Source organism: Limosilactobacillus caccae, assembly GCF_900156885.1.
Taxonomy (GTDB): Bacteria; Bacillota; Bacilli; order Lactobacillales; family Lactobacillaceae; genus Limosilactobacillus; species Limosilactobacillus caccae.
In genome coordinates this window covers 156,468-171,916 of record NZ_FTOY01000011.1, presented here as the reverse complement: position 1 = coordinate 171,916, position 15,449 = coordinate 156,468, and the positions used below count along the sequence as shown (strand labels likewise).

At 47.3% G+C, this 15,449-nt stretch carries 12 protein-coding genes; all 12 read right to left on the bottom strand.

What is annotated here, in order from left to right:
- Nucleotides 1-2 precede the first annotated feature (2 nt).
- Complete coding sequence (gene rapZ / locus CZ502_RS06875; RefSeq protein ID WP_076460933.1) at nucleotides 3-872, bottom strand: RNase adapter RapZ; 870 nt, start codon at nucleotides 870-872, stop codon at nucleotides 3-5.
- 105 nt (nucleotides 873-977) lie between these two features.
- Entirely contained in the window at nucleotides 978-1,709 is a 732-nt protein-coding gene (locus CZ502_RS06870) for an LrgB family protein (protein ID WP_076460931.1), read from the bottom strand.
- The gene (locus CZ502_RS06865; RefSeq protein ID WP_076460929.1) at nucleotides 1,693-2,112 is read right to left on the bottom strand and encodes a CidA/LrgA family protein; all 420 of its coding nucleotides are present in this window, start codon (nucleotides 2,110-2,112) and stop codon (nucleotides 1,693-1,695) included. Before CZ502_RS06865 ends, CZ502_RS06870 begins: the two co-directional genes overlap by 17 nt.
- 280 nt (nucleotides 2,113-2,392) lie before the next feature.
- Complete coding sequence (locus tag CZ502_RS06860; protein ID WP_076460927.1) at nucleotides 2,393-3,730, bottom strand: APC family permease; 1,338 nt, start codon at nucleotides 3,728-3,730, stop codon at nucleotides 2,393-2,395.
- A 263-nt stretch (nucleotides 3,731-3,993) separates the two neighbouring features.
- Nucleotides 3,994-6,855: an excinuclease ABC subunit UvrA gene (gene uvrA, locus CZ502_RS06855; RefSeq protein ID WP_076460925.1), complete on the bottom strand. Its 2,862-nt coding sequence runs from the start codon at nucleotides 6,853-6,855 to the stop codon at nucleotides 3,994-3,996.
- A 12-nt stretch (nucleotides 6,856-6,867) separates the two neighbouring features.
- Nucleotides 6,868-8,910 (bottom strand): excinuclease ABC subunit UvrB, encoded by a 2,043-nt coding sequence (uvrB, locus tag CZ502_RS06850; RefSeq protein WP_076460923.1) that lies wholly within the window; start codon nucleotides 8,908-8,910, stop codon nucleotides 6,868-6,870.
- Between the two features lie 395 nt (nucleotides 8,911-9,305).
- Nucleotides 9,306-9,563, bottom strand: a complete 258-nt coding sequence (locus CZ502_RS06845; protein ID WP_076460920.1) for a hypothetical protein — start codon at nucleotides 9,561-9,563, stop codon at nucleotides 9,306-9,308.
- Between the two features lie 184 nt (nucleotides 9,564-9,747).
- Nucleotides 9,748-10,533 carry a 5-bromo-4-chloroindolyl phosphate hydrolysis family protein gene (locus tag CZ502_RS06840; RefSeq protein WP_076460917.1) on the bottom strand — a complete coding sequence of 262 codons (786 nt, stop codon included), beginning with the start codon at nucleotides 10,531-10,533 and terminating at the stop codon, nucleotides 9,748-9,750.
- Nucleotides 10,526-11,062 carry a hypothetical protein gene (locus CZ502_RS06835; protein WP_076460914.1) on the bottom strand — a complete coding sequence of 179 codons (537 nt, stop codon included), beginning with the start codon at nucleotides 11,060-11,062 and terminating at the stop codon, nucleotides 10,526-10,528. Before CZ502_RS06835 ends, CZ502_RS06840 begins: the two co-directional genes overlap by 8 nt.
- Complete coding sequence (locus tag CZ502_RS06830; protein WP_076460911.1) at nucleotides 11,059-12,213, bottom strand: hypothetical protein; 1,155 nt, start codon at nucleotides 12,211-12,213, stop codon at nucleotides 11,059-11,061. Before CZ502_RS06830 ends, CZ502_RS06835 begins: the two co-directional genes overlap by 4 nt.
- The gene (locus tag CZ502_RS06825; RefSeq protein WP_076460909.1) at nucleotides 12,206-13,336 is read right to left on the bottom strand and encodes a toxic anion resistance protein; all 1,131 of its coding nucleotides are present in this window, start codon (nucleotides 13,334-13,336) and stop codon (nucleotides 12,206-12,208) included. The genes CZ502_RS06830 and CZ502_RS06825 overlap by 8 nt, the downstream gene beginning before the upstream one ends.
- A gap of 208 nt (nucleotides 13,337-13,544) precedes the next feature.
- Nucleotides 13,545-15,272, bottom strand: a complete 1,728-nt coding sequence (locus CZ502_RS06820) for a phospho-sugar mutase (RefSeq protein WP_076460907.1) — start codon at nucleotides 15,270-15,272, stop codon at nucleotides 13,545-13,547.
- Between the last annotated feature and the right edge of the window lie 177 nt (nucleotides 15,273-15,449).

Sequence of the window (15,449 nt, the reverse complement as noted above, 5' to 3'; positions counted from 1 at the left end):
CTTTATTTTGCCTTATCAACATCACGATGGTAAGTATTAACATTGTAGCCACCGTGGTTTAAATCCGCCGCCAGCTTATTGGCGATTGTAACGGACCGGTGCTGACCACCAGTGCAGCCAATTGCAACTGTCAAGCTGCTCTTTCCCTCGCGGATGTATCCTGGTAAAGCAATCTGTAGTAATGATTTCAAGTGCTGGTAAAAGTCCTGCGCGAGCGGACTCTTCATCACGTATTCTTGAACCGCCTGGTCGTTACCGGTCTGGTGTTTAAGTTCTGGAATGTAAAATGGGTTTGGCAAGAAGCGCACGTCCATCACAATATCCGCGTCGAGCGGTAAGCCATACTTAAAGCCAAAAGACATCACTTCAACATAAAAGTTACTGCCCTCCCCATGACCAAACAGCTTATTAAGCCGTAGCTTGAGGTTACGGGGGGTAACGTTGGTCGTATCAATAATGACATCCGCCTGGCTCTTTAGGTCGGCCGACAGCTTTCGTTCAAGTTCGACACCATCTAAAATCCGCCCATGGGGTGATAAAGGATGTGACCGCCGCGATTCCTTGTACCGTGAAATCAAGGTGACATCATTGGCATCCAGGAAGAGTAGTTTAACTGCGATGTCCTCCCGGGCCTTTAACTTGGCAAGGTTGGGTAACACTTCATCGTAAAAACCGCGTGACCGTAAATCCATCACCATCGCGATCTTCCCAAATTCACCCGATTCCTTAATCACATCGACAAACCGCCCAGCCAAGCTCGGCAGCATGTTATCAATTACAAAGTAGCCCAAGTCTTCCAAACTGTGAACAGCGACTGTCTTACCAGCCCCGCTCATCCCCGTGATAATTACTACTTTTAATTTATCCGCCATTAATAATCCCCTTCTTCCTTACAGCTACCAAATCATTTTAACACACACGGCCGGGCGTGTCCTAATTAAAGGGTAAAATAAAAAGCCGCCGTAGCGACTTTCCAGTTACATAAAGAGATGCGCGAAGGGGATAACGACTAAGTCAACGACGATCCCGATAATAACGACACATACTGACGCCATCGCTCCTTCTAACATTCCATATTCAAGTGCCTTGGCAGAACCAATCGTTCCCCCAGTACCAAGTCCTAATCCTAGCCCAATCTTTGAGCGTTGTAAGCGGAAGGTCTTGATCAGGATATCGGCCAAGACATACAGGATGACTGCCTTGACAATGCAGGCCATTGCCGTAATCGCTGAATTGCCACCGATTGCTTCGGCTACTGGCATCGCAATCGCGGTCGTTGCAGCTTCGGGAAGCAACCCAGCTGCCGAAGAATGGGAGAGCCCCACTAACTTAGCCGTCCCGAGCGTAATAAACAGGCAGATAACGCTCGAAACCACAAGGGCTAAGATGATGTCAAACCAGTACTTTTTCAAAACATCATTCCGTTTGTATAGCGGAATAGCAAAGGCAATCGTTGCTGGATTAACAAACCAAAAGACAATGTCAGCCCCCGGTTTGTAGAAGTGCTGGTAGATATAAGCCGTGGGCCGCCCCTGGACTTTTCCCCAGATAATTAAAATAATAATACCGACAACCATTCCGAAGAAAAGTGGCTGGAAAAGGAAAAAGCCGTTCGTCTTCTTGAATAACCACTGACCGGTTAAGAAGACAACAAGGGTCATAAAGATCCCGGTAAATGGTAACGCTAAGTTGTTAGTCAACGCGGTCATTGTTTCCACCCCCTACTAACTTTTGATGGATTGCAATGATAAAGCGGGTCACCCAGGTTGTGATGACTACCAGGGAAACCGTCGTAACAAAAATGACAAAGATCACCTGGAGTCCCTCGTCCTTAAGGATATTCAGGTCATTAGCGATCTGAATCCCCGAGGGAACAAACAAGAATCCCAGGATGCTAATGAGAAACATCCCCATCCCCTCAACCCATTCGAGTTTAATTACCTTGAAGGTTAACAGTAAGTAGAGCAATACCAAACCAATCACGGGCGTTGGTACGACAAAGTTTGCGGGGAAAAAAGCAGAAATAATACTTGAAATCCAGAGAATTCCCGCAAAAATAGCAAGTTGGACAAGAATCGGCGCCCCTTTACGCGGCTTATCTTTTCTTGGCATATAAGCGTCCTCCTAGTGTTTGGATAATTTATTTCACAAAATATTATACAGGATATCCTTATCAAATGTAACCGCCCTCATTGAAGTGGTTTGTGATAAGTTTCCGTTGATAAATAAGATTTTAAAGGCATTACCAACAAAATGGTCTACTAAACGACGCCGATTTCTCGTAAGCACTGACCAAGAAATTATTTCACAAAGATTCTGCCGACAGTTTTTGCTTGCCGGAAAAGAAAAGAAGCCCGGCGAAATAGCTTTCGCTAGACTTCTTGAATTAATTTTAATGCATCCGCCGTTGGTCCATCCGCTTGACAAAGTATAAAATCGGCAAACCAACAATCACGATACCGATAAAGAGGAGCACCCCTGCCGGATCGTTAAACACTTCACTGACTAAGACAAAAATTCCACCGGCAATCGCAATGATCGGCACAAGGGGGTAGAGTGGCGTGCTGAATGGCCGCTCCCCCTCCTTATTCCGCCGCCGCAAAATAAAGATCCCAAAGAATGCCAGTAAGTAGAAGCAGTAAACGGTAAAGACACAGAGGTCTGATAAGTGGTCCGGGTCAAAGAAGCACATCATCAGGGTTGCTAAAATCACAATGAACATGGTGGCAACTACTGGTGACTTCCCCTTTGGCGTGACGTATGACAAGTAACGGGAAAACGGCAGGTCCCGCCGCCGGGCCATTGCATAAACAATCCGTGGGAAGGTAATCATCTTCCCGTTTAACGTCCCCATCATTGAAACGATGATCCCGGCAGAGAGGAGCTTCCCGCCGATTTGTCCAAAGGCCTTCACTGCCAGGTAGGCAGTTGCGTTTTCTCCCAAGCGGTGAATTGTATTAGCGGGGAGGAATTTAAGAATCCCAATTGTAATTAACGTGTAGATCACCAGCACAGCGGTAATTCCAAGAATAATTGCTTTGGGCAACAACTTTTGCGGGTTCTTCATTTCCCCACCAAGGTTGGCGATTAGGATCCAGCCATCATAACCAAACAAGGTCGCTAAAACGGCAACCCCAAAGCCACCCGTTGCGTGGTTAATTTCGGTCACTGTCTGACCAAAGGCATGCTGGTTACCCCAAAACAAACCAAAGATAATAATTGCGGCAATCGGGATCATCTTTCCGGCAGTGGTGATGATGGCAAAAATCGCCCCCACCTTATTTTCCAAAAGATTCATAATCCCAATCGCTAAAACGGTAATTACCGCAAGGGGGATCCGCCATTGTGCCCCGAGGCCAAAGAAGTTTGCCATCAGGATACTCATAAAGCCGGCAACTGAGGCGATGATTGCTGGGCCATACACAATTACCTGCATCCACCCCGCCAAGAAACCAAGGATCCGGCCATAAATGTTTTCAATGTAAACATAAAGGCCCCCGGTATATGGCATCTGCGACCCGATTTCCGCAACCGTCAGGCCCCCGGTCAGGGTAATAATCCCCCCGAAGACCCAGGCAGCAATTGCCAAAGTCGAACTTCCAGCGCTATCAAGCACTGAACCCTGCTTGAAAAAGATTCCGGACCCAATGATTGTCCCGACGACAATTGAAATTGCTGACCAGAACCCAAGCGACCGTTTTAGTTCTTCCGTTGGTTGTTGATTATCCATTATCATTCCTCCATTCTCAATTAGGCCAAATAAAAACCGGGCCCCACTCGTATCATTATGGTCTCACCAAATGATTAAAGCCGGCCCGGGTTAACTAACCTAGTAATGGGTACACCAAAATCACTCAGCCATCGTAGAACTAGAGGCTGAGGAGGAAACTTGTTGAAGATGATTATTCATTGTGTTCATCAGTTGTCCCTCTTTCCGTGTACATTTAATTTTTAATTAGAATACCATTAGAAGATTAATAATGCAACACTTTTTTACTTCTTTTTCGCCGTCCGTTCAGCAGCCCATTTTGCATCCCGCGCGAGCATCTGCTTTAAGTAGCGGCCAGTATAACTCTCCTTGACTTCTGCCACCTCTTCCGGTGTCCCGGTCGCGACGATGTTCCCACCGCCTTCACCACCTTCTGGGCCGAGGTCAATCAACCAGTCTGCTGACTTCACAACATCTAAGTCATGTTCAATCACTAAGACCGTGTTTCCTGCATCGACCAGCCGTTGTAAGACCGCTAGCAGGCGGTTAATGTCATCCATGTGCAGCCCCGTCGTTGGTTCATCAAGGATATAGAAACTCTTGCCATGGGATTGCCGGTGTAATTCGGCCGCCAACTTCATCCGCTGGGCTTCCCCACCAGACAAGGTGGTTGCTGGCTGACCAAGGTGGACATAGCCGAGGCCGACATCCTGGATCGTTTGCAACTTCCGCTTAATCTTCGGAATCGCGCTAAAGAAGTCAAGCGCTTCAGAAACAGTCATGTTTAAGACCTGGGCGATGTTTTTCCCCTTATATTCAACTTCCAACGTTTCGGAGTTGTAACGGGTGCCGTGGCAAACCTCACAGGGGACATAGACATCAGGAAGGAAGTTCATCTCAATCTTAATGATCCCATCCCCATGGCAGGCCTCACAACGGCCGCCCTTAACGTTAAAACTAAACCGGCCCTTGGTATAACCGCGCATCTTCGCCTGATTAGTCTGGGCAAAGAGTTCACGGATATCATCAAAGACGCCAGTATACGTTGCGGGGTTACTCCGCGGGGTCCGGCCAATCGGCGACTGGTCAATATCAATTACCTTTTCGATATTCTTGACCCCACTAATCGACTTGTACTTCCCTGGCTTAGCAGAATTACGGTTTAACTTTTGGGCAAGGATCCGCTTTAAGATTAGATTAACAAGGGTTGACTTCCCAGAACCGGAGACCCCGGTTACACAGATAAACTTGCCTAGTGGAAAATCAACGTCGATATTCTTTAGGTTATTTGCTGCAGCGCCCTTGACAACGATGTGTTTACCATTGCCTGCTCGCCGTTCTGCAGGCACCTGGATAAACTTCTTACCAGACAGGTACTGCCCAGTTAGGGACTTTCGCGACCGCATTATCTGCTTTGGCGTCCCTGCTGCCATTACCTGACCACCGTTTTCCCCGGCGCCAGGGCCAATATCAATGATATAATCCGCTGACCGCATCGTATCCTCATCGTGTTCGACAACGATCAGGGTATTACCAAGGTCCCGCATCGCCTTAAGCGAAGAAATCAAGCGGTCATTATCCCGCTGGTGAAGCCCAATTGATGGTTCATCAAGGACATACATCACCCCGGACAAGTTGGACCCAATCTGGGTTGCCAGCCGGATCCGCTGGGCTTCACCCCCGGAAAGAGTTCTCGCTGAACGACTGAGGGTCAGGTACTCGACCCCCACGTTCTTCATAAAGGTCAGCCGGTCAATAATTTCTTTTAAAATTGGCTTGGCAATCTGTAATTTTTGCTCTGCCAACTGGAGGTCGCTAAAGAATTGCAGTGACTTACTAATCGGCAACTCGGAAACTTCCCCGATATTTTTGCCGTCAATCTTAACTGCCAGCGCCCGTTCGTTTAAGCGGTAACCGTGGCAGACTGGACAAGGTAACTCGGTCATGTATTTGCGCATTTGTTCCCTGGTGAAGTCAGAGTTGGTCTCCTTGTAGCGGCGGCTAATGTTGTTGATTACCCCTTCGAATGGAACATCCACGTCACGGACACCCCCAAAGTCGTTCTCATAGTGGAAGTGGAAAGTCTTCTCCCCATTACCATAAAGAACTTGCTGTTGCTGTTTCTTCGGTAGCTTGTTAAAGGGGGTATCCATATCAATCCCCGCCGACTTACAGAATTGTTCAAGCAGTTGCGGGTAGTATTGGGACGAGATTGGGTTCCACGGTGCCATCGCCCCGTCACGAAGGGTCTTTGTCCGGTCAGGCACAACCAGGTCGATATCAACTTCTAATTTTAGGCCAAGCCCTTCGCAGGCAGGGCAGGCCCCCAGAGGAGCATTGAACGAGAACAAGCGAGGTTCTAGTTCACCAACCGTAAAGCCACAGATCGGACAGGCATATTGCTCTGAAAAGGGAATCGGGTCGCCACCAATGACGTCGGCAATCGCATAACCATTACTTAACCGCAAGGCCGCTTCAAAGGAGTCAAATAGCCGGGAGCGAATCCCATCCTTCACAATTATCCGGTCAATTACCACGTTAACCGTATGCTGCTTATTTTTGTCTAACGTGGGCACCTCATCAAGGTCATAGGTCTCGCCATCGACTTGCACCCGGACAAATCCTTCGCGTTTGATTGTCGCAAAGACTTTCTTTTGCGTCCCCTTCTTGCCCCGGACAATTGGTGACAAGATTTGTAGCCGCGTCCGTGCTGGTAATTCTAGGACCCGGTCAACCATCTGTTCTGCTGACTGACTGGTAATTGGAATATGGTCATTGGGACAAATCGGGGTGCCGACCCGTGCCCAGAGGAGGCGGAGAAAGTCATTGATTTCCGTTACCGTCCCGACCGTCGACCGGGGATTATGGGAAGTGGTCTTCTGGTCAATTGAGATTGCCGGTGACAGGCCATCAATTGAGTCGACATCCGGCTTATCCATCTGCCCCAAAAACTGCCGGGCATACGCGGATAGACTCTCAACATACCGCCGCTGTCCCTCCGCATAGAGGGTATCAAATGCCAGCGAACTCTTTCCGGACCCCGAAAGTCCCGTGACAACCACTAATTTGTTTTTGGGAATTGTTACATCAATATTCTTTAAGTTGTGAGCACGTGCCCCATGGATTACGATCTTATCGTTTGCCACAAACTACCCCTCCTATTTCTTACTGCCGCTTTTTGTCTTTTTGCCCGTCGTCTGGGCCGTTAATTCCATTATTGTATCACGTAAGGTGGCCGCCTGTTCAAAGTCTAGCCGCTTGGCTGCCGACCGCATTTGCTCCGTCAGTTCATCAAGCATCTTGCTTTGGTCGGCCTTGCTTAACTTAGCGAAGTCCTTCTCCGTAAACTCAGTCTGGTCAACCTGCTCACCACTATCTTCGGCCTTCTTGGTTGCCGAGATAACATCCTGGATTGGTTTAATGATCGTCTTTGGCGTAATGTGGTGTTCTTCATTGTACTTCATCTGGATTGACCGCCGCCGCTTCGTCTCATCAATTGCCTTTTGCATCGAATCCGTCACGGTATCAGCGTACATAATAACCGCCCCGTGCTCGTTCCGCGCCGCCCGGCCAATCGTTTGAATTAATGAGCGTTCATTACGGAGGAAGCCTTCCTTATCAGCATCAAGGATTGCGACAAGCGAGACTTCTGGAACATCTAACCCTTCCCGCAGAAGGTTAATCCCGACAAGAACATCAAACTTACCAAGACGCAGGTCACGGATGATCTGGGTCCGTTCGAGGGTCTTAATATCACTGTGTAGGTACTTAACCTTTAACCCCATATCCTTTAGGTAGTCAGTCAAGTCTTCTGACATCTTCTTCGTCAACGTCGTCACAAAGACCCGTTCATTGCGTTCGATGCGCTTGTTGATCTCCCCAACAAGGTCATCAATTTGCCCCATTACTGGGCGTACTTCAATTGTCGGGTCAAGCAGCCCGGTCGGCCGAATAATCTGCTGGGCAACATGGTCCGTCTGCGCTAGCTCATAAGGGCCAGGAGTAGCTGACATGTAGACCACTTGGTTAACCCGTTGCTCAAATTCCGGTAATTTTAGTGGCCGGTTATCAAGGGCACTCGGCAAGCGAAAACCATAGTCGATTAGCATCTGTTTCCGGGCACGGTCGCCATTGTACATCCCCCGCACCTGCGGCATCGTCTGGTGGGACTCATCAACAACGAGTAAGAAATCTTTGGGGAAGAAGTCCAGCAGGGTAAATGGCGGTTCACCAGGCTGACGACCATCCATGTAACGCGAATAGTTTTCAATCCCGTTGGTGTAGCCCATCTCCCGCATCATCTCAATATCATACGTCGTCCGTTGCTGGATCCGCTCTGCTTCCAGGAGCTTTCCGGCAGCAGTAAACTTTTTGACCTGCTTTTTCATGTCTGCTTCAATCTGTGGCAATGCCCGGTCCATCACTTCTTCACTCGTCATAAAGTGGGTCGCCGGGAAAATCGAAACATGGTCACTGTCTCCGATTACTTCTCCCGTTAGGGCATCCACCTCCCGGATCCGGTCAATCTCATCACCGAAGAATTCAATCCGCAGGGCGCGCTCGTCACGTGAAGCGGGGAAAATCTCAACGACATCCCCATGAACCCGGAAGCGGCCACGCTGGAAGTCAATGTCATTGCGGTCAAACTGGATATTTACCAGGTTGCGCAATAAGCGGTCGCGTTCAATCTCCTGGCCAACACGTAGGGATAGCACGCTATTTTGGTATTCCCGCGGGTCCCCTAAACCAAAGATACTGGAAACAGAGGCCACAACAATGACATCATTCCGCTCAAGCAACGAGGTCGTTGCAGAGTGACGGAGCTTATCAATCTCATCATTAATTGAGGCATCTTTTTCGATATATGTGTCACTAGAGGGCACGTAGGCTTCTGGTTGGTAGTAGTCATAGTAAGACACAAAATATTCAACCGCATTGTGGGGAAAAAACTTCTTCATCTCACCATAGAGCTGACCGGCCAGTGTCTTATTGTGGGATAAGATCAACGTCGGCTTATTGACGTTGGCAATGACGTTTGAAATTGTAAAAGTTTTCCCGGTCCCCGTCGCCCCGAGCAAAATCTGGGCTTTTTCGCCATCTTCAATTCCCTGTGTCAACTGGTCAATCGCCTGTGGCTGGTCCCCTGTCGGCTGATAGTCAGAAACAAGGTCAAACTTCTTATCCGGTTGTCGGTAAATCACACCTATTCCTCCCTTATCCACGTGAGTAATTAAACAAAGCGGAACCGCCAGTCGTTATGGCTTTTACGTCCCACTCATCAACTTCTATTCATACCGTTTTAAGTTTATCACCCAAACATGCATTCGTCTATCCATTTGCGCACGAAAAACAAGCTGGGAAAAAAGCTTCTCGGAGCCCCGGTGGGGTAACCTAGGACGGACGTTGGCACGGCACGGGCCGACGTTTGTCCGTAGTTACCCTTGAGGGGCTCGCTTTCGACGCGGAGCTAGCCTATTGGGTTCCCGCGATTATTATGTAATATTCGGAGATAAAACTGGGGCTGGGAAGAAACATAGTTTCTTCCCAGCCCCTTCATTCAGTAGATATGTATTCACCACCGCACCCAGGTCGCCAACTAATAACGCCGCTGGTAACCATAGTAGAACTGTAGTCCCGCGATGATGACATTTATCCAGTTCAAAGTGATAAACCAGGGGGCAATTCCCCCACCAAGGTGTTCAACGCCGTAGAAAATCCAAAAGCCGCCAATGATTGCAAACACGTTAAGCCATGCACAAATTCGCCGCATCACAATGTCGCGTGGCCGGCATAGGAACCAAAACAGATCAACTAACAACCATAATACGAGGATAGCAAATGCACCGTTAAACATCTTAGTCGCCCTCCTTTGAGCCATATCTTTTCTTCCTACTTCCATTGTAGGAAAGCGGTTACAAAAAAGCAACCATATTTAAAAAAGAGTTGAATTGCTCTGTTTTTCACGATAATAACTACCACCGCAAAGTAAAACGCCCACCAACCATTAGCTTTCGGCTAACGATTGGCGGACGCTTAATCTAATTTAACTTTCGCAGTGCTTCCCGTTCGTTTTCTGTTACTTGCTGGTAGTCAGCAACAAAATCTGCTTCCATTGCGACCAGTTTTCCCCCGGCCCGGTCAATCAGCTGCTGGTCTTCATCTTCCTTAATCAGGTTATCCTGCAAGTTCACAATTTGCTGCGTTATCTGGGTATATTCGTCCAGGTGCTTATACAAGAAGTCATCCATCTCAAGCATCAATTGCGGCGTTTCGGCCAATTCGCGGAAAATTCCCTGGATTAGCTCAATTGACCGACCATAGTTGGGCACAATCTCTGCCATCTGGCCCGCAACTGACCGTAAATATAAGTAGTTCCGGTAACGCTTATTGACATCAGACTTGAAGAACTTAATTTCATCATCCGTCAAACCGGACTTTTTCATCAGTTCCTCGCTAAAGAAGATCTGGGTATCAGACAAGGGGCTAAGGTCCTTCGCATATTTTGTCAACCGCCGGTGGTTGACCATGTTCATGATCAATTTGCCAATCCCCAGGAAGATCATTAACAGCAAAATCGAAAAGGTTGGCCAAACCTTGGCCGCGGTCAATGAATTGTTGAGCGTATAGCTGATTAACAAGTACACCCATAGCAATATCGGGGCCACCACGCCCCAGGCAAGGTACCCAGTCAACAGTTGACTAGCAGCAATCCCCAGCAGGTAATAGATTGGCAACGAATCCCAGCCAAAGAATGTCAACACCATAATCACCGGTATCAGCACCAGCTGAAATGACCAGGAATAATAACTAAGTAACCTACTCATCCAGATCCTCCTTTGCCACAACTGGCTCGTCTGTAAAGATTCCATCACTAGACTGGGCTTCTTGGATAACAACCTCATCGCCTTCCCGCGGTTTAATTGTTATTTTATCGCTTGGTGAAATTTGGTACATTAACCGCGCTTTGCTATAAATTCCCTTATGAAGCTTGGGCATCTTTAGCGTCGGGTGATATTTCTTAATAATACTTTTTCGGAAGTCGTCTTTGTCAAGGTGTGATACCTCTACTTCCCCATCGTAAACAGAAAAGCCATAGTCGTTAAGCTCGTCCCCCGCGGAATACTCATCCGCTGCTTGTTCAACATCTAAAATTAAGTAGCCAGCATTATTAACCTTGTTGCCATCTTTATCATCATCAGAATAGGCAGTGTGGATGGCCCGCTTGTCCCGAACTATCTTGTAACTTATTCGGTAACCATCAAACTTAATCGTGGTTGGCTTCGCAAGTACCTGCAGCGGCATTGCGACAACAAGCACTGCCGTTAGTAAAACTAGTAACCACCTTTTTTTCATTTTAGTTCCTCCAGCTCTGACGGCTTAATCTTCCAAATAATTGCCGTTGAATCATCATACTCATCCGGCCCAGAATCAAAAGAGAAGGGCTGATAAGCCAGGTAACTTGGTTTGTTTTTATTCGACGGCAATTCAAAAACAATGTTGAAAACGACCCGTTGCGCCTGCCGCAAGTGATTACTATCATGCAGCTGGTTAACAACCCCGCGGCCATCATTTAGGACAACATAGTCAACAAGGGACGATGGTTGGTCATCTTCACTGCTAAAGCGGCCCTCACTAGTCGCACTCTTAAAAGAGTCAAAATCAACTGACGGCAAATTAGTAAAGTCCTGCGACCGTTTAGCGGTAAGCTGTACTTGAACAATCCCCACCGGGTTACCGTAATTTGTCTTTGCCCGGTACGCTTTTAGGAATTTAAAACGGTAGTCACTCGACTCATAAGTCTTATTTAACTTAAAGTCCTTATGATGGATATTGCTAGCAACTTTCTTTGAATTTTGCCCTGACGATCCCTTCATCAAGGATGACGTCTGCGGTATGGTCCCCGCAGACACAATGAAAAGGACAAAGGCAAAGTAGATCATCTTTGGTAACTTATAATGGTCAACTTCCTTCAACTGGCGAAGGTTAATTGATGTTTCATCCCCCTTGGGAACCATCTTGTTATACGTTTTAACAAATTCATCTGCTTCCTTGGCGGAAAAGATCCACAGGGGGTACATTAGCTTCCCCGTTCCTGCAATCTTAGGACCCCGCTGCTCGTTGATGATAAAACTCTGCTGGTACTGCAAGATCAAATGCTGGTCACGAATTTTAACCCCATCAATTTGCTTAAATGGAATATACAACATCCGGTGGTGACGCCGCGAATAGGCCCATAGCCCCATCTGGTGCCCATCGATTGCCATCATTATCCCCTTGGTCTTCGTCAAGTAAAGGTTGTAAAAACTATCTATCCCCGTTGCGATAAGCCCGATTAGCAGGCCGACTAAAAAGACGTTCCGCTTTCCGGTAAGAAACACGGGGAAAACAATAATACTGACCAAGAAACTAATCTTACTCAGGTTAAAGAGAAAACTGAATAACTCACGTTTTTTACAGCCAACACGTGGCGTATAGTGGATAGCATTTAAATACTGCTTATTCATCCTGCTGACCTTCCGTTTCAGGACCATTGAGCGGTTGCTTACTTTGGATTGTTGTTAGCGTTGCTTTAAGGTTATTATCTAAGCTGGCCAGTTCGTTTTGGACATTGCGCCGCTTAGCTTCCCCGGCGGCTTGCACGTCCATCACATCTTTAATCGTCGCAATTAAATTGGCCTGGGTCTCCTTGAGGGTATCGACATCAACGACTCCCCGTTGAACTGCCTGTGCAACTTCCACACTTGATTGGCGGAGCATCTGGCTGTTCTTTTTCAAGAGGTCATTTGTCGCATCGGCAACAGCATTTTGGGCGTTAACCGCATCTTTTTGCCGGAGAATGGAGATGGCAATTGCCACCTGGTTTTTCCACAGGGGAATTGCCGTCGTGATTGACGACTGGATCTTTTCACTTAAAATCGAATTGGCGTTTTGGATCAGCCGAATTTGTGGGGCCTGCTGGATCGTTATTTCCCGGGTTAACATCAAGTCATTTAACCGTTGGGCCAGTCGCTCCCGATTAGCCTGCTTGTCTTGCAGCGCTTGGATTTCCATCTGGTTAGCGTCGACCTCATTGACTTTGGCCTGCAGGTCAGTAATTTCTTTGTCCAATGCCTCTAACCGCATCTGCCCACCAGCCAACAGGATATTTAATGAATCATAGTAATCCATATTAGCCTGGTACATTTCGTCCAGAACGTCATTGTCATGAAGGAGTTTTGTTTCCTGGCTCGCCAAGTTTTGCGAAACCTTTTCAATCTGCACACTAACTTCTTGGTATTTTGCGGTCATCTCAAACACCGAGGTCTTGATTTTACCAAAGAATCGCAGAATCCCGCCCCGTTGGCCCTTTAATTTCTCTGGGTTGGCCTCGTTTAAATTGGCGACCAATGAACGAAGGCTGTCACCAACTTCACCGGTGTCTTTATTCCGGACGTTTACAAGGACGGTGTCAGTAAAGCTTGACATCTGTTCTTGAACGTCCTTCCCGTAATTAAGCACGGTATTAGTCTTACCGTCTTCTAGCTGCCTTGCTAATTCCTGCGCCTTTGTCAATTGCGCTGGTGATAACTTTTCTTTCAGAACCGGCAGCTCATTTTTTACTGGTTGAACTTGTTTTTCTTCGTTCATCTTTTTCCTCCAAGTGATGGTTATAGTAAGATAACAAGTTAACTATTGCAAAATGGCTTATTGCTTTAAATCATGACAAAAAATTGTTTTATTGTCAATGTATGATATCGTTATCAAGCGATCAGCAAGGAGATGCAAAAAAAGAGGCAAGGAGATCACTCCCCTACCTCTTAGCGGGATTAAAAGCAGTTACTGCTTAATTTAATCCTTATTCTTCAGCAAATTCTTGTAGTGCCTTTTCAAAGTCAGCTAGTTTATCATTCGCCTTGGTAAGACTGTCTGCGCTTGTCCCAATGTAGAACTTCAGCTTTGGTTCAGTCCCTGATGGGCGAATTGCAATCCAGGTCTCATCATCCAGTACGTAGCGCAATACGTTTGATGCTGGAATTCCCAGTTCGCTGACCTTGCCATCAGCAGTCGTCTTTGTCCCCTTGGTAAAGTCTTCGGTAACAACCACTTGGTGACCAGCAAAGTGCGTTGGCGCTTCTTCGCGGAACTTCTTCATCAAGCCCTTAATCTTTGCCGGACCGTCAACCCCAGCATAAGTGTTGGCAATCGTCTTTTCACGGAAGTACCCGTACTTCTTGAACAATTCTTGTAAGCCATCGTACAAGGTCATGTTCCGACTCCGGTAGTATGCCGCAACTTCGGCCAATAAGGTCAATGACTGAATGGCATCCTTGTCCCGGACAAATGGCTTAATCAGGTAGCCATAGCTCTCTTCAAAACCAAACATAAAGGTATGGTCAGCCTTACCAGTCTCGTATTGGTGGATTTGGTCAGCGATCCACTTAAATCCAGTTAAGACGTTAATCATTTCAACCCCGTAACTTTCGGCAATCTTTCCGGCAAAGTTAGTTGAAACAATTGACTTCACTGCTGCCGCATTCTTCGGCAAAGTGCCTGCTTGCTTGTGAGCTTCAAGGATGTAAGCAAGCATGATGGAAGCAATTTGGTTACCAGTCAACAATTGGTATTCACCATCAGGTTGCCGAACAGCACAGCCAAGCCGGTCCGCGTCTGGGTCCGTGGCGATCAAGACATCAGCATCAATTTCTTTTCCCAACTTAATTGACCGCACAAAGGCTTCGGGGAATTCTGGATTAGGGTGTTCCAAGCCAGGGAAGTCCCCGTTTGGTTGCGCTTCGGTTGGCTCAATGGTGAAATTAGTGAACCCTGCCTGCCGCAGTGCCCGTTCACCAAGCATCCGCCCGGTCCCACATAATGGGGTAAAGACAAACTTCATGTCCTTCCCGTATTCCTTCGCCAATTCAGGGTTAACCGTTACCCCCTTGGCAAGTTGGAGGTAAGCGTGGTCGACGTCTTCACCCATCACTGTTTCTAAGCCGCTGTTGATCATTGCTTGTTCATCAGCCAACTTAATGTCAAAGATGTCAGCAATCTTCCGGATGTAGCCGGTCATCATGTCGGATTCCTTTGGTGGCATCTGACCACCGTCTTCACCGTAAATCTTGTAACCGTTGTATTCCTTTGGGTTGTGGCTAGCAGTAATCATAATCCCGGCATAAGTCCCCATGTGGCGCACCGCAAATGATAGCTCTGGTGTTGGCCGCACATTGTCATAAATGTAGACCTTAATACCGTGGGCCCCTAAGACCTTAGCGGAATCATGAGCAAACTTGTAAGAGTTGTGCCGTGAGTCGTAACCGATCGCAACTCCCCGCTTTTTAATATCATCACCGAGTGAATCCATCAAAGTAGCTAATCCTTCTGTTGCTTGACGGACCGTATAGACATTCATCCGGTTAGTCCCTGGACCCATCAAGCCCCGCATCCCTGCAGTACCAAATGACATTGGACCATAGAAGGCATCTTCAATTTCCTTGTCATCATTCATCGCAGCTAATTCTTGCTTTAAATCTGGGTCAAGATCTGTCCGTTCTTGCCAAACCTTATAAGTATCTTTCCAGCTCACAATAATGTCTCCTTTATGTCATACTCTGCCCTATAGTATACCGCAGAAAATTTGCCATGTCTGTTTTTACTTAATGTTTTACTAAACTTTTATCAGAAAGCATAAGGATGGTAAAAGAAAAGAACCCCAGTTAGCTAAGCGCAGACAGCCGCGATGTCAAAGCACGGCAAGCTTTAT

Coding starts and splice junctions, on each gene's coding strand:
- rapZ (WP_076460933.1), bottom strand. CDS start 872: ATGGCGGATAAATTAAAAGTAGTAATTATCACGGGGATGAGCGGGGCT.
- CZ502_RS06870 (WP_076460931.1), bottom strand. CDS start 1,709: ATGACCGCGTTGACTAACAACTTAGCGTTACCATTTACCGGGATCTTT.
- CZ502_RS06865 (WP_076460929.1), bottom strand. CDS start 2,112: ATGCCAAGAAAAGATAAGCCGCGTAAAGGGGCGCCGATTCTTGTCCAA.
- CZ502_RS06860 (WP_076460927.1), bottom strand. CDS start 3,730: ATGGATAATCAACAACCAACGGAAGAACTAAAACGGTCGCTTGGGTTC.
- CZ502_RS06845 (WP_076460920.1), bottom strand. CDS start 9,563: ATGTTTAACGGTGCATTTGCTATCCTCGTATTATGGTTGTTAGTTGAT.
- CZ502_RS06840 (WP_076460917.1), bottom strand. CDS start 10,533: ATGAGTAGGTTACTTAGTTATTATTCCTGGTCATTTCAGCTGGTGCTG.
- CZ502_RS06835 (WP_076460914.1), bottom strand. CDS start 11,062: ATGAAAAAAAGGTGGTTACTAGTTTTACTAACGGCAGTGCTTGTTGTC.
- CZ502_RS06830 (WP_076460911.1), bottom strand. CDS start 12,213: ATGAATAAGCAGTATTTAAATGCTATCCACTATACGCCACGTGTTGGC.
- CZ502_RS06825 (WP_076460909.1), bottom strand. CDS start 13,336: ATGAACGAAGAAAAACAAGTTCAACCAGTAAAAAATGAGCTGCCGGTT.